Origin of the sequence: Arthrobacter sp. Helios (assembly GCF_023167125.1) — a bacterium.
Classification (GTDB): domain Bacteria; phylum Actinomycetota; class Actinomycetes; order Actinomycetales; family Micrococcaceae; genus Arthrobacter_B; species Arthrobacter_B luteolus.
Genome location: NZ_CP095402.1, coordinates 3,121,829 through 3,147,824 on the forward strand (window position 1 = coordinate 3,121,829; position 25,996 = coordinate 3,147,824).

Below are 25,996 nucleotides of genomic sequence, written 5' to 3' on the forward strand. Positions count from 1 at the left end.
GTTACTTGGCTGCGGCCTGCTCGGGGAACGCCGATTCGACAGCGTTGGCGTTCCAGCCCAGCCGGGAGAGGCGCTGCAGTTCGTCGGTGACCGGCTTGCGGGTGGCCTGGTACAGCGCCAGCGCTTCCTTGACCGAGGCGGCTTCCAGCAGAGCATCGGTGAGGCCGCCGGCGTCCAGGATCGCCGAGTTTGCACCCTGGCCCTGGTGGTGCAGCATGGCGTGGGCGGCGTCGCCGAGCAGTGCCACGCTGTCCGTGTGCCAGTTTTCGACCGGGTCAATGTCGAACACTGAGCGGCTGGTGACCGTGCTGAGGTCCAGGTTGCGGGCGATGTCCACGATCCGCGGGTCAAAGCCTTCCAGCAGGGAGACCAGGTAGTCGTTGGTGATTTCCGGTGCCCAGGAGCCGTCCTGCGAGGGTGCGGTGATGTCATAGGAGACCTCGCCGCGGTGGCGCAGGGGCAGGTTGTAGGCGATCGTGCCGTTTTCGCCCATGTAGAAACGGGGGTTGTTGTCGTCCGCGGCGAGGCCAAAGGCATCGTCCAGGGAGATCACCGCACGGTAGGCGTGCTCACCGGCGAAGACGGGTTCCTGGTCGGAGAAGAGTTCCTTGCGGACCAGGGAGCGGATACCGTCAGCCCCGATGACCAGGTCCGCGGTGACGGTGGCGCCGTTTTCGAACGTGACCCTGGCCTTCTCCCCCAGGTCCTCGATGCCGGAGAACTTGTGGTCGAGGTGCACCATTTCCGCCGGCAGGACGCCGAGCAGGGCGTCAATGAAGTCTCCGCGGTGGATGATGCGCGTATGGTTCGGCTGCTCGAAATCGTTGAGCTGGGGCCAGATTTCCTGCGCCAGCACATGCTTCCCGTCGGCGCTGAGGATCTCCAGGTAGTCACTCGGCGAGCTCACCGCAGCGATTTTCTCGAAGATTCCCCACTTGCGGAACAGCTCAACCGTGATCGGGCGGAGACCGATACCGGCTCCAACCTGCCCCAGGGCCGGGGCCTGCTCATAGACATGGACGTTTTCGGCGCCGATGTTCCGCAGCGCGATGGCAGCGGCCGCGCCGCCGTACCCGCCGCCGATGATGGCGATCTGCAGGTCTTTGATCTCGGAAATCTTCATGGCTGGGTCGCTTTCTTTGGGACGGACGCGTCGCTGCGCCGTCGAAAATTGAGGAGGTGGGCTAGGCGTGGATGGAGAGAAAATCGGCGGGGTTGTCGACGAAGAGGGTGTTGATGGACGCTTCGTCGAAGCCCGCTGCCCGCAGATCGGGGATGAGGTCTTCGAAGATGTAGTTGACCGTGTGGCCTTTAACGCCCGGCCAGCCCAGCGGGCTGCAGTTGGCGTCGGCCGAGGCGAGCAGCCGGTCGAGATGGCCCTTCTCCACCAGGTCCAGGAAGTGGTTCAGGCGCTCCTTCCGGGGACGTGCCCAGAACGGCGGATCCGGCAGTTCGGTCTCATAGCCGAAGGTGTCGAAGCCGATGCGGCCGCCCTGGCCCATGATCCATTCGCTGGGCGTGTTCGGGGCGTTCAGCCCGTCGTCGGCGTGCCCGAAGAGCACCCGGTCCAGCGGCAGGCCTTCCTGGTCGAAGATCTCGATCGCCGGCTGCGGATCGATGGCCAGGTGGGTGAGGATCGGAACGCCGGTGACGACGGCGGCGCGGGCGGCCGCGCGGTAGATGCGCTTATCCAGCTCGGTCATGCGCCCGCCGCGGCTCACGCCGACTTTGATGACGCCGGCCCTGCTGCCGGTGTTGCCGATGCCTACGGTGATCTCGTGGATGAAGACCTTGGCCAGGTAATCCACGGAGGCCCGGGCGAAGTGCGGCAGGGCGGTGTCGCCGCCGACGAACCCGGTGCAGGCAATGATGTGGACGCCGGTCTTGGCGGAGAGGGACTTGTAGTAGTCCACGTCGCGGCCGTTGCAGATGCCGGTGGCATCAACGAACGTGCCGCCGCCGTGGTCGTGGAACCGGCGCAGTTTCGGCACCGTTTCGCCGTAGCGCTGCTCCGGCGTCTTCCACCACTTTGCATCCAGCTCACTGCCCGGCATGCCGTAGCCGATGTGCTCGTGGATGGCCACGATGCCCAGCTCTTCGGCCGGGACGGTTCCCAAAACTGTGTTTACCTTCGACAAACCAACACCTCGATAAATAGGAGAAATCTGAACGTCGGCGCGGCTAGCGCACAGACAGCAGAGCCTGGGGGTTGTCCGAGACGATGCACCGGGCATCCTCTGCGGACAGGCCCATTGACTGCAGGAACGGGACAAAGCTGGTCAGGACGTAACCGAAGGGCAGGTCGTAATCCGGCTGGCCCTTGGCAACACCAATGGCGTTGGAAGAGAGCAGGATCCGGTCCCTGTGGCCTGCTGCCACGAGTTCGAGCACCAGGTTGGCCCGCGCGGAATCGTCGAGGTAGGCGTCGTCGTCGTTCAGGCCTACGTGGTCGATTCCCACGTAGGCGCCGCGGCGGGCGATCTCCAGGGCAGCACCGGCACCGGCGGCGTCCTTCCGGTCCAGCCCGCCCACGACCACACGGTCCGCCGGGAGCTTTTCGTCCAGGACGACGTCGAGGTCCCGCACCGCATCTGCTCCGAACCGCAGAGACACCGGGATCCCGGTGGCGAGCGCTGTCCGGGCTGCGCCCCGGAACAGGCTCTCCTCAGTCGGGGTGATGCCGCTGCGGTCTGCGGCGGTGGCCACCAGTCCTGCGGGAGCGCGCCGTTCGAGGCGCGGTATGACCATGCCCTCCGTCACTTCCTTAGTGAAAAGGTCCGCGAATTTCTCCGCCGGCCACGGGGTGGGCGGGTTGGTCTGCGGGGTCAGGAAATATCCGCCCAGCATTTCCTCCGGGCCCATGCCGGTGGAGGCGATGATGTGGATGCCCGTGGCCTTGGACAGCGCCTCGTACAGGCGCAGGTCCCGGCCGTGGAACATGCCGGTGCTGTCCACGATGGTTTGTCCGCCCTGCCGGCCGAACTCGCGGAGTTTGCCGGCAAGGAGCTCGAAGATCTCCGCACGGTCCATGCTGATCTCCGGCGCATATTCGGCACCCGGAACGACTGAGAGCAGGGCTTCGTGGATCGAGGTAACCCCCAGCTCGCCGGCGGGAACGGGGCCCAGGACGGTGTTTACCGTCCCGCCTCCTGCGGAAGTGGTGGATGTGCTGGCGTCTCCGCCTGCGAAGTGGCTCACGGGGCCTCTCCTTTGAAGCTTGGATACGGATGCGGGGTTGTGACCAGGGCCATATTTCCGCTGCGGTGTGGCTATCCTCACAGTTTCCTTTACACGATGTCAAGCAAACTCTTTGCGTCTCGTTTGTTACGCAGACGCTCTGTTGGCGCTGTTGACACGATGTAAAGGGTGACCCACACTGTGTGCTGTGACGCCAATCACCTCTCCGGCGTCCACTCCATCCCTCCCGGTGCCAGCCACCAGCCCACCCCAGTTCGCAGGTCACGCGGAAACAAAGGAGTTTTCACCGATGAGCCAGATCAGCACAAAGACGAGGGCAGGTTCGGCACGGGCCACGTTCCTGGCCGCATACGGCGCCGTCACCCTCGCCCAGATGACCAATGCCCTCCCCGGAGCTCTCAACGGCACTTTCGCCGCAGAGTTTCACACCTCCGGAGCCGGACTGACCTGGATTGCCGGCGTTTTTATGGTTGGTGTGGTGGTGTTCGAGCTCAGCTGGGGAGTCCTGGGAGACCTGTTCGGGCGCAAGAAGCTGCTGTGCGCCGGTGCGGTGCTCAGCATCGCCGGTTCCGTTCTCGCCGCCCTCGCCCCGGTAACCGGGGTCATGATCGCCGCGCAGGCCATCGGCGGTATCGGTGCCGGCATCCTCTTCCCCATCTCGCTGTCCATGATCGCTGCCATCACGCCGGATCCCCGTGCCCGTGCCCGCGTGATCGCCACCTGGGCCGGGTTCCTCTCCCTCGGCGCGGTCATCTCCCCCGTGCTGGCCGGGCTCACCGCCCAGATCTTCACGATTCCCGGTGCCGAACCGGGCGCTGCCAATGTTTTCAGCGGCTGGCGCGTTGCCTACTACGCCGCGGCCGGACTGGCCGTCCTGCTGCTCATCGTGGCTGTGCGGGCCAAGGATTCCGCTGCACCGCAGGGACGGAAACTGGACCTCCCCGGCCAGGCCACCCTGGCACTGGGCCTGATCGCCGTGCTCTTTGCCACCGTCACCGCCGTCGACTCCGGTTTCGGCGCTCCGGTCGTCATCGCCGGTTACATCACCGGCGCCGTCCTGATTGCCCTGTTCATCCTCATCGAATCACGGACACCGCAGCCGCTGATCCATCTCTCGCTGTTCAAGAACCGCGCGTACTCGATCACCGGAATCGTGGCCGTCACCGGCATGTTTGCTTTCCTGGCTGTCTGCTTCAGCACCTCAGTCGCTGTCGGCGGGCTGGCGCTGACCGAGACGTGGAAGGTCGGCGTGCTTTTTGTCTTCATCCAGGGCCCGGCCTTCATCTTCATTCCCGTGGTGGGCTGGCTGATCCACCATGTAGCCCCGCGCTGGGTCCTGACCTCCGGCTTCGCTTTGATGGCCGCTGCAGGCTACTGGCTCTCCACCTTCTCCCTCGGAACACCCGAAGCCTTCGGCGGCACCCCCTGGACCGCTTTCATCCCGCCGCTGGCGCTTCTGGGCACCGGATTCGCCCTGACCGTTGGTTCCGTGACCGCGGTGGCGATCAATACGGTGCAGCCGCAGGAGATCGGCATGGCGTCGGCCACCACCAACCTGCTGCGTGACCTCGGCTTCGCGCTGGGCCCGATTGTCGGCTCGGCTATCGCCTTCAGCGTCGGTGCTTCCCTGTTTGCCGCACCCCTGGCCGGGCTCCTGGGCGGGGCCGGACTCCCGGCGGAAGCCGCCGCCGGTCTCGCCCAGATTCCGCCGCTGGCCTTCCTCTCCGGCTGGCCCGACATCATTGCCGGATTCACCGGCCAGGCACTGGCCTCCGGCGCACCGCAAACCGCCGTGGACGGTATGGTCCAGGCGCTGAACGCTGCCCAGCCCGGCATCCAGGGAGCGGCCGGTTCATCGCTCGGACAGGGGTTCCAGACCGTCTACCTGGTGGCCGGAATCACGGCAACGGTGTCCGCGTTCCTGACCCTTTTTGTCCCGGGACGTTCCTCTTCGGCCCCCGCGGCCCAGGCCGCGGAAGCTGCCCCCGCCGATTCAGTGCCTGCCCTTGACTGACCCGAACCGGCTGCACCGATCCACAACCGTCCACTACCTTTTCTCCACCCTTTCCCCAACAGGAGGCTGCCGTGACTACACGCACTGAATCAGATATCGACATTTGGGATGACGCCGTCCTGGTCGATCCCTTTCCCACCTACACTGCGCTGCGGGAGCAGGCCGGTGTTGTCTACCTGCCGAAGAACGACCTGTACGTCCTCACGCGCTACGACCTGATCCGGGATGCCCTGGGAGACCCGGAGACCTTCTCCTCCACCTCCCTGGGCTTCAACCCGATGGTAAACGAAGCCCTGCAGGGCACTTCCTTGGCATCCGATCCGCCCCAGCACACGCAGCTGCGGGCCGCCCTGTCCGAAAACCTCACACCCCGGGCCCTCCGCGGGCTCAAGGTGGTCATCGACGAGAAAGCGGACAAACTGGTGTCCGAACTCGCAGCACGCGGCAGCTTTGAGGCGATCGACGATCTGGCACGGGCCTTCCCGCTCGAAATCGTGGCGGACCTGATCGGTTTTAACGGCCAGGTCAAGGACAACATGCTGCGCTGGGGCCAGGCCGCCATGCAGGTGCTGGGTCCGCTGAACCAGCGCACCCAGGAGAACTTTCCGATTGCCGGGGAGCTCTACGGCTGGTGCGCGTCAGTCACGGCCGAGGACCTGACGCCCGGCTCGATTGGCCGCGGTATCTTCGAAGCCGAGGCACGTGGCGACATCCCCGAGGGCTCCGCCGGGCACATCATCCACCAGTACCTTGGCGCCGGCGTGGACACCACGATCGCTTCGATCGGCAATGCCGTGGCCCTGTTCGGCCGCCACCCGGAGCAGTTGGCGCTGCTGCGGGAGAACCCGGAGCTGGTGCCCTCAGCGTTTGCCGAAGTGCTGCGCTTCTGGCCGCCGATCCATGTGTGGGGACGCACCGCCACCCGTGACGTCGAAGTCGACGGAACGCTCATCCCGGCCGGTGCGCAGCTGGGCATTCTTTTCGGCGCCGGAAACCACGATCCACGCCATTACGACGACGCCGGCACGTTTGACGTCACCCGCAATCCGGTGGATCACCTGTCCTTCGGCTACGGCCCCCACGGCTGCGCAGGCCAGGGTCTGGCCCGGCTCGAAGGCCAGGCCGTGATTGCCGCCCTGGCCCGGCACATTAAGGAAATCCAGACAGGAACCGAGGTTACGGTACCCAGTAATATCACCCGCAGCTTCGAGGAACTGCCGGTGGTAAAGGTGGTGGCCGCATGAGGATCGAACTCGACCGGCCCCGCTGTGAGGGCCACGGCCTCTGCGAAGAGGCGGCACCGGACCTCATGCACCTTGACGACGACGGTGAGCTCATCATCGACGTTCCGGAGGTGGACGGCCCGGACGCTGCCGCCGCGAAGGCCGCCGTCCGGGTCTGCCCTGTAGCCGCGCTCCGGCTGGCCTCATGACGCTGCGGAGGATCGTCGTCGCCGGCAACGGCATCGCGGGCCTGACCGCCTGCGATGCCCTGCGGGCTGCCGGTTTCGACGGAGAACTTACCGTAGTGGGCGCGGAACGGCATCAGCCCTACAGCCGCCCGGCCCTGTCCAAGGCCCTGCTGCACGGCGATGACCAGCTCACCACTCATGAGCTGCCCGCGCCGTCGCACGGGGCCGACGAAATCCTTGGCGTCAGCGCCGCCGGCCTGGACCCCGACGCCCGGATCGTGCGGCTCGACGACGGCACGGATCTGCCGTATGACGGGCTGGTCATCGCCTCGGGATCGAGCGCCCGGAGACTGACTCCCGGGCATAACGGCGGGCCGCCGGAACTCACGCTGCGCACCATCGAAGACGCGGTGGCCTTGAAGGAACGGGTTGCCGGACGGCCCTCGGTGGTGGTGGTCGGCGGCGGTGCACTCGGCATGGAGGTGGCTTCGGGATGCCTGGCCGCCGGTTGTGACGTCACCCTGGTGTCCGACGCTCCGCCGCTCTCCCGCCAGTTGGGCGGACATCTGTCGGGACTCTTCACAGCTGCGGCGGAACGGCGGGGCCTGCGCCTGGTCCTCGGCGGGCGGGCGCAGCTGGCTGAGTCCGGCGGTGCGGCCCGGGTGGTCCTGGCCGACGGCACCGGACTGGAGGCAGACCTGGTTGTCTCTGCCATTGGCGATCAGCCGAACACCGGCTGGCTGGCCGGTACCGGCCTGTTGACCGCCGGCGGCGAGCTGCACGCGGATTCCCGCGGACGCGTCCGTCCGGAAATCGCCGCCGCCGGGGACGTTGCCTGGTTCCCCTCCCCTCAGGGGATGGCCCGTGTTCCGCTCTGGACCAGCGCGATCGAACAGGCCAAGGCGGCGGCGCTGGGGCTCCTGCACGGGGATGCCGCCCCGGAGCTGGAGTTCCAGCCATACTTCTGGACGGAAGGATTCGGGTTGGCGCTGAAGGTTATTGGGCCCACTCCGGCTGTGGGTGACCCGGTTTTCAGCGAGTCCGGCAGTTCGGAAGATGCGAGGCTGCTCCGCTGGGAAAACCCGGAGGGTTCGGGCACCGCAGCCGCCGTCAACTACCGGATTCCGGTCCCCAGGCTGCGCCGGCTCGCGGACAGCGGACCAGCTGCACTCCGCCCGGCTGCCCGGGCGTAATCCGGGCAGCCGTACCACCAATGTCAGGTTAGGGTTGTCCCATGTCGTCGCTGCGAGAAGCCCAGAAACAACTCACGCGGGACACGATCGTTGAACGCGCCCTGGAGCTCTTCACTGCCAAGGGCTACGCGGCCACCACCATCGATGAAATCGCGGCGGCGGCGGGGACCACCCGGGTGACTTTCTACGCGTACTACCCTTCCCGCACCGACCTGATGCGGGACTTCATGTCACGCGTGAACGCGTTCCTCGACCGTGCCAGCGCTCCCGACAGCACGTCCACCGCCGTCGAACTGGTTGACGCGGTGCGGGCCGGGGAGCTCTCCGGCATCCTGTCCTGGCTCGAATCCCGCGCCGCCCTGTGGCCGGTGTTCCGCCCGTACCTCGATGTTCTCGACGAAGCGGCGGCCGTGGACCCTGAGGTCCGGACCATGGTGGAAGCCTGGCATGAAGAAGTCATCTCCGACCTGGTGCGCGGTATGCAGCAGGCCGGCCGTTTTTCCGAAGAGACCCACCATATCCGCGGGACCCTCGCCTTCACGCAGCTGGATTATGTGGCCACCCTGTGGACCCGCCGCAAGCTCGAACCCAACCGTGAACACGCGATCGAGGTGCTGGCGGACAGCTGGTACCACCTGCTCTGTGATGAGGGCCACGCGGTCCTGCCGCGCAGCTGACCTTCGCCCCCGGCTAGGCGAAGACCACCAAAGCGTAGACGCCGAACACCGCCAGGTGCGCTGCCCCGTGCATGGCCGTGGTCTTCTTCGCCGCGAAGGTGGTGATGGACAACAGCAGGCTCACGCCCAGCAGCAGCAGGTTGGCGGGTGATTCGCCCAGCACAACGGTCTGGCCTGTCAGGGCGCCGATGATCAGGACCGCCGGAATCGTCAGGCCGACCGTTGAGACGAGGGCCCCGTGGCACAGGTTGCTGACCCGCTGGACCTCGCCCTTCAGCGCGGCCCGGACGGACGTGATCGATTCGGGCAGGAAGACAATCATCGCGATCAGGGTCCCCGCCAGCGCGGCTGGCGCTCCGACCCGCCCCAGCCCGTCGTCCAGCAGTGTAGCCATGTCGTGGGAGAGCAGCACGATGGGCAGGACCGTCACCAGCAGCACGGCAACGCGCAGCACCAGTTCGGTCCGGTGCCTGGCGATGACCTGTGTGACTCGGGGGCGGGCACTATCGTCCGCGGAGCGCTTTTCACCTGCTGCCGGGGCCTGATCCGGTGCGGTGGTGACTTCCCGGAAGTCAGCTGCCTGCCGGCCCATCTGCCGGAACAGGAAGAACACGTAGAGGGCCAGGGTCAGCACGATGATCGGAATTTCCTGCCCGGCGGTGTAGGACCCCCCGGTGCCGATAAGGGCGGGCAGGGCCAGCGCCAGCGCGGACAGGACAACCAGCAGGGATAGATAAGCCGAGGTGCCTGTGCGGTTGTGCCGCATGCCCCCATGTCTGAGCCCTCCCACAAGCAGGGACAGACCGATGACGGCGTTCAGGATGATCATGGACACGGCCATCACGGAGTCACGGGCGATGGTGGCGTGCTCACCCGGGCCGAGCATCACGGCCGCGATCAGGATGACTTCGATCATCACGATCGACAGTGTCAGGACCAGCGAACCGTAGGGGTCGCCGAGCCGGCGGGCCAGGTGCTCGGCCTCGTGGACCACGCCGAAGGCGCAGACCAGGATAACGCCGACAATGACCGTGAGGGCGGTGATCAGCACCGGAGCCGGAACCGGCGGTTCGAGCAGGGGCCCGGCGGCAACCAGGCCAAGGAACGTACCCCACCCCAGCACGATGCGGAGGATGGCGGAGGGGGTGATGATGGAACGGAGAGGAGCATGGCTCACAGCGGCGTCCTGTTCAACGGGGCCGTCCCCGTATCAAAGGAAAAGAGCGGGTCGTCCCGCCCATCAAGTTCGCGGCTGCTGTCCAGTCGTGCCGGTATCCGGTGTGGCGGCCGGACAGCGCGTGGGTGTTCCCAATTATAGCCAACTTCCGGCTGCCAGCTCGGGGCTCCCCCCGCAAGGGCCTTGACCCGGGAGGCTGGGCCGTTAGATTTGGGGCCATACACACGCCGTCCACCTGCATGGGAGCAGCCATGGAACGCATGATTTTCCCCAACCTGCCGGTCAGTGATCTGGCCGCGTCCACCAACTTCTACCTGGGACTCGGTTTCGAGAAGAATGATCTGTTCAGTGACGAGCGGGCCACTGCCGTCGTCATCTCGGATGCGATCGTAGTGATGCTCCTGGAAAAGAGCTTCTTCCAGAGCTTTTTGGCCGACGGCGATGCGGTCCATACGGATGCGTCCAGCAAGGCGGTCATCAACGGAATCAGCTGCGGCAGCCGCGCTGAGGTCGACGCCCTGCTGGCGAAGGTCGAGCCCGGAGGCGGGGCCATTTACTCCCCCGCCCGGGAAATGATGCCCGGTATGTATTCAGGCTCCTGCACCGATCCGGACGGGCATATCTGGGAATTCATGTGGATGGATCCGGCCAGCGCGCAGTGAGCGCGCCGGCCGGATCCGCCGGTTAACTGTCTGCCTCAGTCTCAGGACAGCTAGCCGGTGATCATTCCCGCGGCCCGCTCGGCGATCATCACCGTGGGTGCGTTGGTGTTGCCGGTGGTAACCATCGGCATGACCGAGGCATCGGCGATCCGGATCCCCGCCAGCCCGTGCACGCGGAGATCCGCGGGGTTCACCACGGCCAGATCGTCAGTGCCCATCCGGCAGGTCCCCACCTGGTGGTGGTAAGTCACCACGGAGTCGCGGACGTATTTGGCCAGGTCCTCATCGCTGTCCGAGACGGCCGGGCCGGGATGCAGTTCCTTGGGCTCCCAGCCGGCAAGTGCCTCCGACCGGCCGATTTCCCGGCACTGCCGCACGCTGGCGACCAGGGCATCGACGTCGGCCTGCTCACTCAGTGCGCCCAGATCGATCCGCAGCGGGTCTTCCGGCGAGGGGCCGGTCAGGGTGATTTCGCCGCGGCTCGCCGGACGGACCAGGCCGCCAAGCATCGAGAAGCCGTTCGCCGGGCCCGTCATCTCCCCCATGGCGTAGTCCTGCGAGTACATCGGCACGGAGAAGAAAATGGGCTGGGTGTCCGGCACCGGCAGCTCCGGCCGGGACTTCCAGAACAGGTGCACCTCCGCCGGTGCCACCTCGCCGTCCGGCACCGGCCGCGATCCGGAGGAGAAGACCACGGGGGCAAGCAGGTGGTCCTGCAGGTTCTTGCCCACGCCGGGCAGGTCCAGGACCGGTTCGACGCCGGCTGCCTCCAGTTCCGCGGCCGGCCCGATGCCGGAGCGCAGCAGCAGTTCGGCCGAGTTGATGGCCCCGGCACACAGGATGGTTTCCGCGGCCCGGACGCTGCACAGGGCACCCTCGTACTCGAATTCGACGCCGGCGACGGTGCCGTCCTCGAGCAGCAGCCGGCGCACGTGGGCGCCGGTGAGCAGGGTGAGGTTCGGGTGGTCCATGACCGGCTTGAGGTAGGCGTGCCAGGTGTTGAACCGTTTGCCGTCCCGGACGTTGAGCTGCATCCGGGAAACACCTTCGACGCTGCCGGAGTTGTAGTCCGGGTTCAGATCCAGGCCGATTTCCTGCGCTCCGGCCAGCATGTCCTCCTGGACCGGGTTGCGCGGGAAGTCCTGCACCACATCGAGCAGTCCGCCGGTGCCACGCGTGTCGGAGGCACCGCCGTCGTAGTCTTCGATGGCCTTGAAGACCGGGAGCACCTCGTCCCAGGACCAGCCCTCGCAGCCGGCCTCGGCCCAGGAATCGTAATCCCAGCGGTCCCCGCGCACCCAGATGGAGGCGTTGAGGGCGTGCGAGCCGCCCATGACCTTGCCGCGGGGCAGGTGCATGCGCCGCCCTGAGGCGCCGGCCTGCTCGGTGGTGTAGTAGTTCCAGTCCTGCGGACTGTGCCAGAGGGCGCCGAGGGTGTTGAGGTGGGCGATGTCCGGGTTGGTGTCCTGGTCCCCGGCTTCCAGGACCAGGACCTGTTTGCCGGCATCGAGCAGGCGGCGCGCGACGACGTTGCCGGCAGAGCCGGCTCCAATGACCAGATAGGGGGTTTCAACCGGAAGCTTCATTGCTCAGGCCTTTCGATCTCTGGGTGGATTAGTAGCTGATAACCTGCGGAGCGCCGAGCTGCTTGAGCCCTTCCACCCCGAACTCCAGGCCGTAGCCGGACTGCTTGGCACCGCCGAACGGCAGCCGCGGGTCCACGTTCCCGTGCTTGTTGATCCAGACCGTGCCGGCCTCGATCCGCGCAGCCACAGCCAGCGCCGCGTCCTTATCCGCAGACCACACCGACGCGCCGAGCCCCACATCCAGGCCGTTGGCCATCTCCACCGCCTCATCCACGGTGGAGTACTTGATGATCGGCAGCGCCGGACCGAACTGTTCCTGCGCCACCAGCGGATTATCGTTTCCGATGTCCGCCACCACGGTCGCCGGATAGAAATACCCCGGCTGGTTCTCCTCCGGGTTCCCGCCGGTCACGATCCGCGCCCCGGCATCCTTCGCCGCCTGCACCAGGTCAGCAACGATCCGGAACTGCGCCTTGTTCTGCAGCGGACCCAGGACATTGGCCTCGTCCAGGCCCACACCCATCGGCATCGCCGCCGCGACACCGGCCAGCGCGTCAACCACGCCGTCGTAAATGTCCTCATGCACGTACAGCCGCTTCAGTGCCGCGCAGGTCTGCCCGGTGTTGATGAACGCACCCCAGAACAGGTCCTCGGCAATCGCGGCAGGATCAGCATCGGGCAGCACAATGCCGGCGTCGTTGCCGCCGAGCTCCAGGGTCAGGCGCTTCACCGTGTCCGCGGAGGACCGGATGATCGCCTTGCCCGTGGCGGTGGAGCCGGTGAACATGACCTTCGCGATGCCCGGATGCGCAGACAAAGCCTCGCCTACGTCCCGGCCGCCGGAAACCACGTGCAGCACATCCGCGGGGAGGACCTGGTTCAGGACCGCGGCCAGGGCCAGCACGGACAGCGGCGTGTATTCGGAAGGCTTCATCACCACGGTGTTGCCCATGCGCAGCGAGGGGGCGAGCTGCCAGATGCTGATCATCATCGGCCAGTTCCACGGGCCGATCGCTCCCACCACGCCCAGGGGCCGGTAGTGCAGTTCGGCGCGGCCGCCGCCGTCGTCCACCAGCACCTCGGGCTCGAGCTCGAACGACGCCGTGGCCCGCAGCCACGACGCGCACGCCCCGACCTCGAAGCGGGCATTCGGCCCGTTCAGGGGTTTACCCTGCTCACGCGAGAGCAGCTCGGCCAGCCCTTCGGCAGCGGCCTCAACGGCGTCGGCGGCCTGGTTCAGGTACGCGGACCGCTCGACATGGCTCAGGCCGGCCCACGCCGGCTGGGCCTGCTCGGCAGCGGTCACCGCGGCTTCCAGGTCCGCGGTGGTATGCACCGGGGCGGCGGCCACTACCTCGCCGGTAGCCGGGTCCAGGATGTCCCGGGAATCACCGGGCGCCTTAATCGCGGCCAGCAGGTCCTGAAAGCTGATGAGGGTCACGGGGGTCTGCATGTACTGCTCCTTTTTTGAAGGGATGGACGGGAAAGTATCAGGGCCGGTTTCCGGCAGCTGCGGTATCGGCAGGCTCGGGGACGGAGTCCGCGCCGCCGATTCCGGCGTAGACCGCCGGGCGGGCCGAGCGGAGCCACAGCGCCCAGGCAATGCCGCCCAGGCCCGGCAGCACGCCGATCGCCGGCAGCAGCCAGCCGAGGACGCTTGCTTCCTCCAGGCCGATGAGGACGTCGAAGTTCACGACGATCAGCAGCCACAGCACGGTCAGGGCGAGGCCGGCGGCAGCCGGGGCAACCGTCCGCGTCCAGGTTCCGTGTCCGTGCGGGCTGCGGCGGAAATAGCCGACCACGGCGAAGGACGTCAGGGCCATCAGCAGCACCAGCCCGAACGCACCCAGGTTGGTGAGCCACGTGAACATGGTCAGGACCGGGAAGAGCGGACCGTACTCGTGGCCGGTCCCGGCGGCGGCAAACACGCCCAGCAGGACCAGGGCGAGAGCGGACTGGGCCAGGGATCCGGCCACCGGTGCCTGGCTGCGGGGATTGGTCCACGACAGTGCGGCGGGCAGCACCCCTTCACGGCCGAGCGAGAAGAAGTACCGGGCCACCACATTGTGGAAAGCCACCAGGGCGGCCAGCAGACTGGTGATGAAGAGCAGGTTGGCCAGGTCCACGAACCAGCCCGGCGCGTGTTCGCCCAGGAAGACGAAGATCAGGTCCGGCCCAAACTCGGCAGAGCGTGCCACCACCTGGCTGTCGCCCTCGCCCACGGCCATGGCCCAGGCGGAGAACGCATAGAAGCAGGCGATGATGAGGATGGCGATGAAGGTGGCGCGGCGGGCAGTGCTGCGCGGGTCCTTGACCTCTTCGTTGTAGATCGCTCCGGATTCGAAGCCCATAAACGCCGCGATGCTGAAGGCCAGCGCCGCGCCGACGCCGGCAGCGAAGAGGCTGCCGGGTTCCAGCGACTGGCCGCTGAGTCCTTCCGGCGCAACGTTGAGCGCGAGGACGTCATAGACCACCACGATCAGGAACTCGAGGACAACCAGCACGCCCAGGACCTTCGCCGAGAGGTCAACCTTGTTGATTCCGAGCAGGGCCACCACGATCCAGCCGGCGCCGGCGCACAGCCACCACGGCACTTCCGCCCCGGTGGCTCCGCCCACGAAGGAGGACAGGGCAAAGCCGAAGAGGCCGTAAATGCCGATCTGCATGGCGTTGTAGGCAATCAGGGCGACGACGGCGGCTCCCACCCCGGCGGGCTTGCCGAGTCCCCGGGAAATGTAGGCGTAGAACGCTCCGGCGTTGTGCACGTGCTGGCTCATGGCGGAGTAACCGACCGAGAACAGCACCAGCACCGCTCCCAGGATGACGAAGGACAACGGGATGCCCAGCAGCCCGGTCACGGCGTAGTTGCTGGTGACGCCCCCGGCTACGACTGTCAGCGGCGCGGACGCAGCGATGATCATAAAAACCAGGGCGGGAACGCCGAGCCGGCGGCTCCCAAGCGCTGCGCGCTGACTGCTCTGCTGGGTCAGTGACACGTGAGCCTCCAAGATTCGGGGCCGGAATCCGTGGGACGGACACGGGACCGGACGGGGTGCCTTCCCACTGTGTCCTGGAACACAGTGCCGGAGCTTGGCTTTGCGCGAGCAGTTGTTGACGAACCGTGCAGTGCTGTTTTCCCGGCCGGCTCAGCGGTGGAGGCGGTAGGCCGAGGGAGAGAGTCCGTAGGCGGCGCGGAACACCCGGCTGAAGTGCGCCGGATCCGGCAGCCCCCAGCGGGTGCCGATGCCTCCGACCGGAATGTCTGCCTGCAGCGGATCGGCGAGGTCCCGCCGGGCGCCTTCCAGCCGCCGGCCGCGGATCCAGGCAGCCACCGTGGTGCCCGAGTCCTCGAAGAGTTTGTGCAGGCTCCGCGTGGACATGAAGTGGGCCGCGGCAATGTAACCGGGCGACAGTTCGGGGTTGGCGAGCTGGCCGTCAATGAAGTGCTGGACGCGGCGGAGCAGCCGTTCATGGCCCCCGCTGTCCGCGCCTGGGCGGGCGTACGCCTCATCGGCCAGCAGGGTGGAGAGCAGGTCCACGGTGTTCAGGGCCAGCCGGTGGCCGATCGGGCCGTCCAAGTCGGGCAGCATCCCGGCAATCTGGGTCAGGAACGGCACGACGGCGCGGCCCAGCCGGTGCCCGCCGCCCAGGCGGACGGCGGTCAGCTCAGCCATGTCCTCCGCGGAGAGGCCCAGCAGCTGTTTGGGGAACATCAGGACCAGGGTGGTGAAATCCTCCTCGAAACTGAGCGTGTAGGGCTGCCCGGTGTCGTAAATCGCGAGGTCACCCGCCTCCAGGACTGCTTCCCGGCCGCCCTGCACCAGCACCCCGCACCCGGACATCTGCAGGCTGAGCTTGTAAAACCCTTCTCCGCCGCCGCTGATCAGCCCGGGGGTGCGTTCGACGCGGTGCGCCATGGCGTCAATCTGGACGATCGCCAGCTCGCGCAGGCGCCGGCCGGTGAGCCTGCCGGCGAAACGGGGGATGCCGGGACGCACGGGGGTGGCTTCAAGCGGGACAAAGGAATCGGAGACCAGCGTCCGCCATTCCGCGAAGCTGGCCGCTTCGGAGGTGTCCGGGCCCGGGCCGGAAACTGGCGGGCCATCCGGAACCTTGGTGCCCGCCGGCAGGCCGGCAGGTTCCGTGTCCGTACCGGGAGCCGGGGCGGCGGCTGCAGGACTCATGCTTCTCCCTCGAAGTAAGGTGCGTCACACGAGCCTGAATCTACGCCACCGAAACCGGAAAGTCATTATTTTTCTCCCCGCGTCGAACAACCTTCACCGATCGGTGAACGGCTGCAGGCGGAGCCAATTGTGACCGGAACCACGTGATTAGCAGCTCCGGCAGGGGTGCTGTAGAGTTCTAAATACGACGCGGGGTGGAGCAGTTCGGTAGCTCGCTGGGCTCATAACCCAGAGGTCGCAAGTTCAAATCTTGCCCCCGCAACCACTATGGAAATGGTCCTGAACCGGCATTAGCCGGCTCGGGACTATTTTTTTGCCCGGGCAGCGCATCCTTTCCGCTGATGCGGGCTCCCGCTACACCCGGCGGTTTCAAAAGCACCCGGAATCGGAACGCCACGAACGAAGAGATGTGACGTAGGCATTAAGGGCCGGTATCCAGGATTGACTATTATCAGCGGTGAGCCGACGGCATTCTGTTGCTCACCATTTAGGCAGTTCAGCGGTGCAAGCGTGCGCTTCGGCTAAGCAAGTGCGTCCATTCACCCCGTAGCAGTAAGGAACGTTTTGGAAACCACTCTGAACCGCCGGCTTGGGGTGCCCGGCATCGTCTTAATGGTGATTGCAGCGGCCGCTCCGATCACCGTAGTCGCGGCGAATTTTCCCATTATTATTACCGTTTCGGGGTCAATCGCGGTGCCGTTGATGGCTCTGACGGCAATGGTTATCCTGTTGCTGTTCTCGGTCGGATTCTCTTGGATGACACCCCATGTGCCGGACGCAGGCGCCTTCTACTCCTATGTGGACCGCGGGCTGGGCAGACGGGCAGGCCTTGGCACAGCTGCAATAGCCCTGTTCGCCTATGTACTGCTGACCGTCTCCATGACCTGTTACCTCGGCGTGCAGGCGGGAAACCTGATCCAGCTCTGGACGGGAATGGAACTGCCGTGGTGGTTAATCTCGGCCGTGATGCTGGTCCTTGTCGGATTCCTCGGATACCGCGACATCAATCTTTCGGCAAAGGTCCTCGGCATTGTCCTGGTGCTGGAAGTTGTCGCCGTACTCGCTATTGACCTCGGTGTGCTTTTTTCCGGGCGGGAACTGACTTCCACTCCGTTTAGCCCGGTGGAAGCGATGTCGGGAGCTCCGGGACTGGGCGTGCTGTTCGTCTTCCTGGGATTCTTCGGATTCGAAGCGACTGCGGTTTTCCGCAATGAAGCCCGCAATCCGGAACGCACCATTCCGCGCGCAACCTACATTGCCGTCCTCTCGATCGGAGGCCTGTACGCGCTTTCCTCCTGGCTGGTAATCAGCGGGCTCGGCGAAGGCAATGCGGTGACTGCCTCCAGCGAGAACCCGGACCAGGTGGTGATCGGCCTGGCTGGGCAGGTGGTGGCTCCCATCATGGCCGATCTAGTCCAGGTGCTGGTGGTCACGAGCATGTTCGCCTGCATGCTGGCGTTCCACAACATTGTGACCCGGTATCTATTCACCCTCGGCCAGCGGGGCGTACTGCCCGGAAGCCTGGCCCGGGTGCATCCCAGGCACCACGCACCTTCACGCGCGTCACTGTGGGTAAGCGCAGTGACATCGGCCGTCGTCGTCGTATCGGCGCTGGCGCAGCTGGATCCGGTGCTACAGATCTACACCTGGTACTCGGGAGCGGGGGCAATCGGAGTCATCGTGATGATGGCCCTGACCAGCTTCGCTGTGGTGGCGTTCGGTTCACGGGCTCGGAAGTCAGCCCGCCAGGCACCGTCCGGACTGGTCACGGCGGCAGCAGTACTGGGAGGCATCGGCCTGCTGCTGGTCCTGGCGCTCTCGATCTGGAACCTCCCGCTGCTCGTGGGCGGCAGCGTTGCGGCAATCGTCTGGGGAGCCGCCCTCGTTATCGTGTTTGCCGCAGGCGCGGCCCTGCCGCCCCGGGCCGGCACGGCGGCCGCTGAGGAACCAGCCGTCCTCGCACCCAAGGCCTAGGAACCCGTTAAGGCTCCCGCCCCGCACCCGGGGCGGGAGCGGCGCCGAGCGAGGCAAGCCAGCCATCCAGCTGTGCAGTCAGCTCGCGCGGCGAGCTGCCGGCGGGCAGCAGGACGGCGGCAACCTGGGCACCCAGCAGGTAATTCAGCAGGGCACCAGCCGCCTGCTCCGGGTCCGCCTGCCGCCGGGCATCACCGGATAATGCCTCTCCCACGTGCTTTTCCAGCGTCCGCCTCCACTGCTCCATCGACCGGGCGTGGATCCGGGCTTTCTCCGCGTCATGGGCTGCCGCCTGCCAGAACGGGATGACAATCCGGGCCTCATCCAGGCGCTCATCATCCAACGGCAGGACTTCCAGTCCGAACGCGCGCAGCGCCGCCATCCCCCGCAGCCCCCCGACAGCCTCCGCGATGCGGGCATTGGTCTGATCAAATACATAGCCGAACGCGTAGGTCAGGAGTTCGGACTTCGCCGGAAAATACGGCTTCAACGCTCCATTCGCGAACCCGGCTTCGGCAGCGATACCGCGCATCGTGGCGCGGTCGATTCCCTCCCGGGCAATAATCCGCCAGGTCGCCTGCACCAGTTCAACCCGGCGCTGGTCATGGTCAACAACTTTTGGCACCCGGTGATCCCCCATTTGTCCGTATCCGCCGGGCCCGGACGGGCCCAAACAATACAGCCCGGCCAAACCCTTGTGACCCAGCTTACTTCCCGCTATTCTCTACAGTCATAGAAAAACGACGCCGAGGAGCAGCATGAGTACGATCCCCACCGAGACCGCATCCGCCTATGCCCTGGCCACGGCAGAGGAGATCCAGGAGGTGCGCCGCCTCCTGGAGGACGCCGGCCTCGCGACCGGGAGCACCCGGTTCGCCTACCTGGGCCTGCTGGATCCGCAGCGCAGCATCAGCCCGGACACAGCGGCAGCGGTCCCTGCCGCCGACCGCCGCTTCCGCGCCTTCCTTCTCGACACCGCCGGCGCCGCACCCCGGGACGTCACGGTTTCCCTGACCCAGGGCGCCGTTCTGACCTCGGTGGAACTGGATACCTCGGCCACCGGCGAACTGCCGGTGCTGGAGGAAGAGTTCGAGGTGGTGGAACAGATCCTCGCGGCGGACCCGGACTGGCTGGCCGCGCTGGAGCGCCGGGGGCTCGACGTGGCGAAGGTCCGGGTGGCGCCGCTCTCCGCCGGGGTCTTCGAATACCCCGAAGAGAAGGGCCGCCGGATCCTGCGCGGACTCGCTTTCCTGCAGAACTTCCCCGAAGACAGCGCCTGGGCGCACCCGATCGACGGCCTGGTGGGTTACGTCGACATCGTGAACCGCTCCGTGGACCAGGTCCTGGACTTCGGCGTTATGCCGGTTCCCGAGGAGCACGGCAACTACACCGATCCGGAGCTGACCGGGGAACTGCGCACCACGCAGAAGCCGATCGAAATCACCCAGCCGGAGGGACCCTCCTTCACCGTCACCGGCGGCAACCATGTGGAATGGGAAAAGTGGAGCGTGGACATCGGTTTCGATGCCCGCGAAGGGGTGGTGCTGCACAATCTGGCATTCCAGGACGGCGGCCGCAGGCGCTCCATCATCAACCGTGCGTCCATCGCCGAGATGGTTGTGCCGTACGGCGACCCGGCACCGGTGCGCTCCTGGCAGAACTACTTCGACACCGGTGAGTACCTGGTGGGGCAGTATGCCAACTCGCTGGAACTGGGCTGCGACTGCCTGGGTGAAATCACCTACCTCAGCCCGGTGATTGCGGACGGCTTCGGGAACCCGCGCACCATCCGCAACGGCATCTGCATGCACGAGGAAGACTGGTCCATCCTGGCCAAGCACTCGGACCTGTGGACCGGCATCAACTACACCCGGCGCAACCGGCGCCTGGTGATCTCCTTCTTCACCACGATCGGCAACTACGACTACGGGTTCTACTGGTACCTCTACCTCGACGGCACCATCGAATTCGAGGCGAAAGCCACCGGCATCGTCTTTACCAGCGCGTATCCCGGCAAGGACTACCCCTACGCTTCGGAGCTCGCTCCCGGCCTGGGCGCCCCCTTCCACCAGCACCTCTTCGGCGCGCGGCTGGAAATGGCCCTGGACGGGACAACCAACCGGGTGGAGGAAGAGGACGCGGTCCGGGTTCCCATGGGCCCGGGCAACGAACGCGGCAACGCCTTTACCCGCAAGCGCACCCTGCTGGCCCGCGAATCCGAGGCCATCCGCCGTGCCGATCCCGCCGTCGGGCGCACCTGGCACATCTCCAACCCGGAATCGCTGAACCGGCTCGGGGAACCCGTGGCATACAAGCTGATCTCCGAGGGCCAGCCGATGCTCCTGGCCGATCCCGGGTCCTCAGTGGCCAAGCGGGCGGCCTTCGCCACCAAGGACCTGTGGGTGACCCGGTATGCCGAGGAGGAGCGCTATCCCACCGGCGACTTCGTGAACCAGCACTCCGGCGGAGCCGGCCTCCCCGCTTACACCGCTCAGGACCGCAGCATCGACGGCGAGCATATTGTCCTCTGGCACACCTTCGGGTTGACGCACTACCCGCGGATAGAGGACTGGCCGATCATGCCGGTGGACACCGCCGGGTTCAAGCTCCGTCCGGACGGGTTCTTCGACCGCAGCCCGGTGCTGGACGTGCCGGCCAGCACCCCGGCCGCCGGTGGCCACTGCCACAGCTAAGGCGCGCCAATGGTGGACACTGCGGTCACCGGCGCAGGCCCGGGCACGCGGCTTCGTGTGCACGCCCGGGCCTGCGCTGCGGTTGGCGTGCTGGGTGCACTGGCCCACCTGTGGCTGGCGCCGGGGCACGGCTGGGCACTTGGCGCCGGCATGGTGGTTATGGCCGCGGTTTGTCTTCCCTGCGCTGCGGGACTCTGGCGGCAGACCGGGATGCGGGCTGCCCGGACCATGATGTCCGCAGCCCTTGCCATGGCCGTGCTGCACGCGGTCCTGCTGCTTGGCGGCAGCCCGGTGCATGCGGGGCATGAAGCAGCGGCTGCGGTGGTCCGGGCAGGCCGGGACGGACATGCCTCCGCCATGCTGCTGCTGACCGTTCTGGAGCTTGCTGCAGCGTTTGCCGCGGCCACCCTGATCAGCAGGGTGCGCCGCGCGGGGCGCAGCGGCTAATCCACCAGCTCTGACTGCGTTTCGATGAAGTCCCAATCCCCAACACCGAGGATCGGGTCAATAACCGGCCCGCCGGCTTCGGCAATCCGGTCCTGGATTTTCGCCGGAATACCGTCGTGGCGGAGGTTCTCCCGAAGCCATTGCTTGGCCGTGGTGTCCAGATACGGCCACCACCGTTCGATCCTGATAGGTTGCACGGCAGCCCCCTTTCCTTCGCGGTAGGTCCACCGTGCCACCGGCCCCTCAGGGGCGCAAGGGGGGCACTAAAGACCATCCCGGACGGACCCGCTTCGGCCTACGGGCGGACGGTGATGCTCTCGATGGCAGCGCGGGCCTGCACAGCCAGGCTGTCCGGAATCGGCGCACTCTTGGCGGCTTCGGCGGAGGCCTGCTGGCCTTCTTCGCTCACCACATACTGCCCGAACGTCTTCACGAGCTCCGTGGTGTCAGCATCTTCGTAGCTGCTGCAGAAAATCTGGTAGGAGATCAGAACCAGCGGGTAAGCGCCGGGCGCGGTGGTGGTGCGGTCCAGATGCAGGGCGATGTCATGTTCGCCGCGGTCCTGGACGCGGGTGGCCTGCTCGACCGCGATCGAGGCTCCCTCGGCGCTGATCGGCACGTACTCCTCACCCACCTTCAGGTTTACGGTTCCCAGGGAATCGTCGACGACGGAGTCGTCCGAGTAGGCAACAGCGCCTTCGGTGCGGGTCACGGTGCTGATCACACCGGCGCTGCCCTGCGCGTTTTCTCCGCCCAGGCCGCCGGGCCAGGAGCCGGAGGGATCATTCGGCCATTCCTCCGGGGCGGCCTCGTGCAGGTATTCGGTGAAGTTTTCGGTGGTACCGGAATCATCCGCGCGGCTGACGGCGGTGATCCGCGTCTGCGGCAGCTCCACGCCCGGGTTCTGCGCGGCAATCACGGGATCGTTCCAGAACTCGATCTCGCCGCGGAACAGCTTGGCGATGGTTCCGGCATCCATATTCAGGGACTCGATGCCCGGCAGGTTGAAGGCCACCGCGATGGGGGAAATGTAGGCAGGAATGTCCAGCGCGCCGTCGGGCCCGCACACCTCGCGCGCTTCGCCGAGTTCCTCGTCCTGCAGGAACGCGTCCGAGCCGGCGAATTGCACGGCGCCGGCGAGCAGCGCGTTGCGCCCTGCGCCCGAGCCGTCCGGGGAGTACTGCACCTGGGCCTTGGGATGCAGCACCCGGAAGCCGCCGATCCAGGCATCCATCGCCGGCCCCTGTGCCGTCGAGCCGGAGCCGGAGATGATGCCGGAGAGAGTGGAGGTGCTGTTCTCCGCCGCCTTCCGCTGTTCCTCACCCAACGGATAGTCGGAGCCGCAGGCTGAGAGCGCAAGCACTGCGGCGGCTGCGGCTGCCAGGGTACGAAGCGGACGGGAAGTGCGCACGTTGGTGGGCTCCTTTGGGGGAAATGGCATCGGGCGTCCGGGTGGCAGCGCAATGTGCACTGCGCTTCCCCTCGCAACTTCAAGGCTAGCCGCCGATTAGTCTTCACCGCCAACTGGGAGTGCCCGCTGCCCTTGGCTCTCCGGTTGCAGGATGGGAGGATGATCGGCACCGCAGACCACAGCTGCAGAACGTATGCCGCGATGTCCGGTCCGCCAGTGTCCCAGCCCCGAGGGGGTTGCAGTGCTGATTGCCGCCACCGTATTCACTCTGGTTGCCGCCGCCGTCCACTTCTACTTCTTTGCGCTCGAGTCACTGCACTGGACCGCGGCCGAAACCATGGAAGCCTATGGAATCACGTCCCCGCAGGACGCCGAGGCAACGCAGCCGCTGGCCTACACCCAGGGTTTTTACAATTTGTTCCTCGGCGTTGGCGCCGTCCTGGGTGTGCTGCTGCTCGGCGTGAGCAATCCGGTGGCGGGGCTGACCCTCATGAGCTTTTCCACTGCCTGCATGGCTCTTGCGTCGGTGGTGCTGCTGGCCGGGAAATGGCCCCTGGGACGGATTGCCCTGATCCGTGGAATCCCCGCCCTGCTCGCCCTGCTGCTGACACTGATGGGGTCTTAGGATCCGGGCTGCGCCGGTGGCAGCGGAGCGCCGTCGTACACGTGGGATGTCCAGAGGTGGAAGAGGGCATAGGCCCGCCAGGGCCGCCAAGGTTCAGCCAGGGCTTCCGCTTCGCGGGCCGCTGCCACGCCAAGGGCGCGCCGCAGGATGAGGTCGCCGGGAACAAACGCATCCCGGTCCCCGCCGGCCCGGACGGCCAGATAGTCGGCGGTCCAGGGGCCGATGCCCGGCAGCGCCAGCAGCGCAGCGCGCGGACCGTTCCCCAGGTCGAGGCCGTCCCCGGCGGCACCAGCCAGGGCCTGGATGGTCCGGGCCCTGGCGCCGGTGATGCGGACGGCGGCCTGCAGCTCCTCCGCTGAAACCGCTGCCAGCACAGCGGCCTGCGGGAACATCCGGTACCCGCCGGGCCCGGGTGTTCCGTACGCGGAAACCAGCCGGGCGCCAAAGGTCCTGGCAGCAGCGAGGGAGACCTGCTGCCCCAGGACGGTCAGCACTGCGGTCTCGAACAGATTCACGGCGCCGGGAATCCGCAGGCCGGGGTACCGGGCCACCAGTGGGGCCAAGCGCGGGAAGGACGCCAAAAAGCCGTCCACCGCGGAGGTGTCCGCGTCCAGGTCCAGCCAGCGGCGGACCAGGGCACGGCTCGCGGCATCACCTGCGGAGCCGCCGCCGTCGAAACGCACGGTCACTCCCTCCGCTGAGCCAAACTCCACCCTGGCCAGCACCGGACCCTCCGGGGTCGGCAGCAGCCGGGTCAGGGCGGCGCCTGCGGCGGTGCTTTCCACGGCCTCCAGTCCGGGAACTGCGTGCGCGGCCAGGCTGCGCACCAGTGGCTGCCAGGGGAACGGCCCGCTGGTTTCCAGCTGGAGGGTCCGGCCTGACGGTTCCTCCCCCGCTGGCTGCGCCGCCGGAACCCCAGGAAGGCTCAGCCCCTCTGCCTGCATACCCGGGCCGCTCATTCCAGTCCGGTCATGCGCAGGGTGATGTTGATCCGGCCGTGGGACAGTCCGGTCTCCGGGTCCGCTGTGCCGGGCAGCGTCTTGGGTACGCCGTGGTACGCGAAACGTGACGGGCCGCCGAACACGAAGAGGTCGCCGGAAAGCAGTTCAAGATCGGTATAGGGCTTGGTGCGGGTTTGTGCATTCCCGAATCGGAATATACAGCTGTCTCCGATGCTGAGCGAGACCACCGGGGCGCTGGATTTCTCGTCCTTGTCCTGGTGCATGCCCATGTGCGCGCCGTCGGCGTAGTAGTTGATCAGCGCCGTGTCAGGCGTGTAGTCCGCCGGGTCAAAGACCTCCGGGTCGTAGCCGGCCTGCTCCTCCGCGAAGTAGGCGGCACGGAGCGCGTCGCGGCCCAGCTGAATCAGCCAGTCCGGGACGTCCGCCACCCGGCCGCCGCCGGCGTCGTCGGCTGTGCGCGTGTACTTGTAGGGCTGCCAGTGCCAGCCCAGGCAGACCGTCTGCACCGACATTTTGTGCCCGCCGGGCAGGACGGCGGAGCGCATCGGCACGGGTCCGACTGCCCAGGCCCGGCAGGCCTCCACGACGCTTCGCTGCGCGGCGGTATCCAGCCAGTCGGGAACATGGACGGCGCCGGCGGACGGAGCGGAACGTTCCCGCGCGAAAAGCTGTCCGGTCATGCGGCGGCTTCCATTGCGAGCAGGGTCCGCTTTACGTCGCTGCCGCCGAGGTAGTTGCCGATGGTCCCGTCCGAGCGGACTACCCGGTGGCAGGGCACCACCACGGGCAGCGGGTTGCGGGCGCAGGCAGTTCCGGCGGCGCGGACCGCTCCGGGGTTCCCTGCCAGGGCGGCGAGGGCCGCGTAGCTGGCGGTGGATCCGTAAGTGATTTCGGAGAGGTGCTCGACGACGGTGCGGCGGAAGCCGGTGGCCAGCCGCAGGTCCAGGGGAAGGTCGAACACCTGCCGGGTGCCGGCGAAGTACTCGCCCAGCTGGCGGACCGGTTCGGCCAGCCGGTCCGGAGCTTCCAGGATCCGCGGGCTGATCCGCAGGGACAGGTCGGCGAGGACGGCGTCGTGGCCTTCCCTGCCGAAGGCCACACGGGCCAGGCCGGCGGGGGTGGCGGCGAGCAGCAGCTCACCAATGGGGGTATTGACCACGGTGTAGGCAAGGTCGAGCAGATCCTGCTCCTGCGCACCGACGGTGAGCCGGGCATGCAGCCGGTCGAGGGCTTGGTCTTCGCCGGCGGTCAGGGCGGAGTTCAGTCCGGCTTCCAGCACGGTGTCCGTAGACGGGGTCATCGGAGGTCCTCTCCATCCATGGTTCTCAGCTTCTTCATGCCGTCCGCGGCAGAGCGGCGAACGGCTGCTTCGGTTCCCCCCAGCAGCACGGCTACCTCGGCGAAAGGCAGCCCGGCGAGGTGGTGGTAGGCCAGTGCCTCCCGTTGGCGCTGAGGCAGGGACCGCAGCGCGGCCCACAGCCCGTCATGCTCACCGGGACCGGGTCCGGGTCGTTGTTCGGGCTCGGGGAGTTCGGGCACCAGCACCGGGCGGCGGGCCGCGGCGCGGTGCACGTCAATGGCCTTGCGCTTGGCAATCGTGACCAGCCAGGCCTGGACGTTGGCTCCGGCCGGCAGCTCCGGGTAAGCGCGCAGGGCCGCGAGGAACGTCTCCGACCAGGCGTCTTCGGCGTCGTCCGGGCCCAGCACGGCACGGCAGACCCGCAGCACGGCGGCGCCGTGTTCCCTGACGATCACTTCGAACGGTTTCACTTCCACATACTG

Annotated in this window: 25 protein-coding genes and 1 tRNA gene; 11 read left to right on the forward strand and 15 right to left on the reverse strand. The window is 66.9% G+C overall.

Annotated elements, in window-relative coordinates; translation table 11 throughout:
- Position 1: 1 nt before the first annotated feature.
- The 3 genes from ArtHe_RS14255 to ArtHe_RS14265 all read right to left on the reverse strand — a co-directional run bounded on the left by ArtHe_RS14255 (position 2) and on the right by ArtHe_RS14265 (position 3,198).
- Positions 2 to 1,123 carry an FAD-dependent monooxygenase gene (locus ArtHe_RS14255; protein ID WP_248317552.1) on the reverse strand — a complete coding sequence of 374 codons (1,122 nt, stop codon included), beginning with the start codon at positions 1,121 to 1,123 and terminating at the stop codon, positions 2 to 4.
- A gap of 61 nt (positions 1,124 to 1,184) precedes the next feature.
- A complete protein-coding gene (locus ArtHe_RS14260; RefSeq protein ID WP_248317553.1) occupies positions 1,185 to 2,117 on the reverse strand; it encodes a phosphotriesterase in 933 nt (310 codons plus the stop codon).
- A 64-nt stretch (positions 2,118 to 2,181) separates the two neighbouring features.
- Complete coding sequence (locus ArtHe_RS14265) at positions 2,182 to 3,198, reverse strand: phosphotriesterase (RefSeq protein WP_248317554.1); 1,017 nt, start codon at positions 3,196 to 3,198, stop codon at positions 2,182 to 2,184.
- Positions 3,199 to 3,487: 289 nt separating this feature from the next.
- Here ArtHe_RS14265 and ArtHe_RS14270 point away from each other — a divergent pair, with 289 nt between their 5' ends.
- From ArtHe_RS14270 to ArtHe_RS14290, 5 genes are all read left to right on the forward strand, one after another.
- Positions 3,488 to 5,212, forward strand: a complete 1,725-nt coding sequence (locus ArtHe_RS14270) for an MFS transporter (RefSeq protein WP_248317555.1) — start codon at positions 3,488 to 3,490, stop codon at positions 5,210 to 5,212.
- 71 nt (positions 5,213 to 5,283) lie between these two features.
- Positions 5,284 to 6,456 (forward strand): cytochrome P450, encoded by a 1,173-nt coding sequence (locus ArtHe_RS14275; RefSeq protein ID WP_248317556.1) that lies wholly within the window; start codon positions 5,284 to 5,286, stop codon positions 6,454 to 6,456.
- Entirely contained in the window at positions 6,453 to 6,644 is a 192-nt protein-coding gene (locus tag ArtHe_RS14280; protein ID WP_248317557.1) for a ferredoxin, read from the forward strand. The genes ArtHe_RS14275 and ArtHe_RS14280 overlap by 4 nt, the downstream gene beginning before the upstream one ends.
- Positions 6,641 to 7,816, forward strand: a complete 1,176-nt coding sequence (locus ArtHe_RS14285) for an FAD-dependent oxidoreductase (protein ID WP_248317558.1) — start codon at positions 6,641 to 6,643, stop codon at positions 7,814 to 7,816. Before ArtHe_RS14280 ends, ArtHe_RS14285 begins: the two co-directional genes overlap by 4 nt.
- A gap of 41 nt (positions 7,817 to 7,857) precedes the next feature.
- Positions 7,858 to 8,493, forward strand: coding sequence for a TetR/AcrR family transcriptional regulator (locus ArtHe_RS14290; RefSeq protein ID WP_248317559.1), 636 nt, complete (start codon positions 7,858 to 7,860; stop codon positions 8,491 to 8,493).
- A gap of 13 nt (positions 8,494 to 8,506) precedes the next feature.
- On the opposite strand, the gene ArtHe_RS14295 is transcribed toward ArtHe_RS14290, so the two are convergent.
- The gene (locus tag ArtHe_RS14295; RefSeq protein ID WP_248317560.1) at positions 8,507 to 9,670 is read right to left on the reverse strand and encodes a calcium:proton antiporter; all 1,164 of its coding nucleotides are present in this window, start codon (positions 9,668 to 9,670) and stop codon (positions 8,507 to 8,509) included.
- Between the two features lie 251 nt (positions 9,671 to 9,921).
- Between ArtHe_RS14295 and ArtHe_RS14300 the strand changes: the two genes are divergently transcribed.
- The gene (locus ArtHe_RS14300) at positions 9,922 to 10,332 is read left to right on the forward strand and encodes a VOC family protein (protein WP_248317561.1); all 411 of its coding nucleotides are present in this window, start codon (positions 9,922 to 9,924) and stop codon (positions 10,330 to 10,332) included.
- 50 nt (positions 10,333 to 10,382) lie between these two features.
- Here the strand turns inward: ArtHe_RS14300 and ArtHe_RS14305 are convergent, their stop codons facing one another.
- The 4 genes from ArtHe_RS14305 to ArtHe_RS14320 all read right to left on the reverse strand — a co-directional run bounded on the left by ArtHe_RS14305 (position 10,383) and on the right by ArtHe_RS14320 (position 16,102).
- Complete coding sequence (locus tag ArtHe_RS14305) at positions 10,383 to 11,918, reverse strand: GMC family oxidoreductase (RefSeq protein WP_248317562.1); 1,536 nt, start codon at positions 11,916 to 11,918, stop codon at positions 10,383 to 10,385.
- A gap of 28 nt (positions 11,919 to 11,946) precedes the next feature.
- Entirely contained in the window at positions 11,947 to 13,371 is a 1,425-nt protein-coding gene (locus tag ArtHe_RS14310) for an aldehyde dehydrogenase family protein (protein WP_248317563.1), read from the reverse strand.
- Between the two features lie 37 nt (positions 13,372 to 13,408).
- A complete protein-coding gene (locus ArtHe_RS14315) occupies positions 13,409 to 14,914 on the reverse strand; it encodes an APC family permease (protein WP_349238358.1) in 1,506 nt (501 codons plus the stop codon).
- Between the two features lie 150 nt (positions 14,915 to 15,064).
- Positions 15,065 to 16,102 (reverse strand): helix-turn-helix domain-containing protein, encoded by a 1,038-nt coding sequence (locus ArtHe_RS14320; protein WP_248317564.1) that lies wholly within the window; start codon positions 16,100 to 16,102, stop codon positions 15,065 to 15,067.
- Positions 16,103 to 16,290: 188 nt separating this feature from the next.
- On the opposite strand from ArtHe_RS14320, the gene ArtHe_RS14325 reads away from it, so the two are divergent.
- Positions 16,291 to 16,367, forward strand: a tRNA-Met gene (locus tag ArtHe_RS14325).
- A 299-nt stretch (positions 16,368 to 16,666) separates the two neighbouring features.
- Positions 16,667 to 18,076, forward strand: coding sequence for an APC family permease (locus tag ArtHe_RS14330; protein WP_248317565.1), 1,410 nt, complete (start codon positions 16,667 to 16,669; stop codon positions 18,074 to 18,076).
- Between the two features lie 7 nt (positions 18,077 to 18,083).
- Here ArtHe_RS14330 and ArtHe_RS14335 read toward each other — a convergent pair whose 3' ends face one another.
- Complete coding sequence (locus tag ArtHe_RS14335) at positions 18,084 to 18,701, reverse strand: TetR family transcriptional regulator C-terminal domain-containing protein (RefSeq protein ID WP_248317566.1); 618 nt, start codon at positions 18,699 to 18,701, stop codon at positions 18,084 to 18,086.
- A gap of 133 nt (positions 18,702 to 18,834) precedes the next feature.
- On the opposite strand from ArtHe_RS14335, the gene ArtHe_RS14340 reads away from it, so the two are divergent.
- Entirely contained in the window at positions 18,835 to 20,769 is a 1,935-nt protein-coding gene (locus tag ArtHe_RS14340) for a primary-amine oxidase (RefSeq protein ID WP_248317567.1), read from the forward strand.
- Between the two features lie 9 nt (positions 20,770 to 20,778).
- Positions 20,779 to 21,216, forward strand: coding sequence for a hypothetical protein (locus ArtHe_RS14345; protein ID WP_248317568.1), 438 nt, complete (start codon positions 20,779 to 20,781; stop codon positions 21,214 to 21,216).
- On the opposite strand, the gene ArtHe_RS14350 is transcribed toward ArtHe_RS14345, so the two are convergent.
- Positions 21,213 to 21,413: a hypothetical protein gene (locus ArtHe_RS14350; protein WP_246168375.1), complete on the reverse strand. Its 201-nt coding sequence runs from the start codon at positions 21,411 to 21,413 to the stop codon at positions 21,213 to 21,215. The genes ArtHe_RS14345 and ArtHe_RS14350 overlap by 4 nt on opposite strands.
- Positions 21,414 to 21,511: 98 nt before the next feature.
- Entirely contained in the window at positions 21,512 to 22,627 is a 1,116-nt protein-coding gene (gene pstS, locus ArtHe_RS14355; RefSeq protein WP_248317569.1) for a phosphate ABC transporter substrate-binding protein PstS, read from the reverse strand.
- Positions 22,628 to 22,868: 241 nt separating this feature from the next.
- Here pstS and ArtHe_RS14360 point away from each other — a divergent pair, with 241 nt between their 5' ends.
- On the forward strand, positions 22,869 to 23,252 hold the full coding sequence (locus tag ArtHe_RS14360) for a DUF1304 domain-containing protein (protein ID WP_248317570.1): 384 nt from the start codon (positions 22,869 to 22,871) through the stop codon (positions 23,250 to 23,252).
- On the opposite strand, the gene ArtHe_RS14365 is transcribed toward ArtHe_RS14360, so the two are convergent.
- From ArtHe_RS14365 to ArtHe_RS14380, 4 genes are read right to left on the reverse strand one after another with little or no spacing between them, the layout of a single operon-like run.
- Positions 23,249 to 24,211, reverse strand: coding sequence for an AlkA N-terminal domain-containing protein (locus ArtHe_RS14365; protein WP_248317571.1), 963 nt, complete (start codon positions 24,209 to 24,211; stop codon positions 23,249 to 23,251). The genes ArtHe_RS14360 and ArtHe_RS14365 overlap by 4 nt on opposite strands.
- Positions 24,208 to 24,894 (reverse strand): alpha-ketoglutarate-dependent dioxygenase AlkB, encoded by a 687-nt coding sequence (locus tag ArtHe_RS14370; protein WP_248317572.1) that lies wholly within the window; start codon positions 24,892 to 24,894, stop codon positions 24,208 to 24,210. Before ArtHe_RS14370 ends, ArtHe_RS14365 begins: the two co-directional genes overlap by 4 nt.
- Positions 24,891 to 25,514, reverse strand: coding sequence for a methylated-DNA--[protein]-cysteine S-methyltransferase (locus ArtHe_RS14375; protein WP_248317573.1), 624 nt, complete (start codon positions 25,512 to 25,514; stop codon positions 24,891 to 24,893). Before ArtHe_RS14375 ends, ArtHe_RS14370 begins: the two co-directional genes overlap by 4 nt.
- Complete coding sequence (locus tag ArtHe_RS14380; RefSeq protein WP_066302065.1) at positions 25,511 to 25,990, reverse strand: sigma-70 family RNA polymerase sigma factor; 480 nt, start codon at positions 25,988 to 25,990, stop codon at positions 25,511 to 25,513. The genes ArtHe_RS14375 and ArtHe_RS14380 overlap by 4 nt, the downstream gene beginning before the upstream one ends.
- Positions 25,991 to 25,996 lie beyond the last annotated feature (6 nt).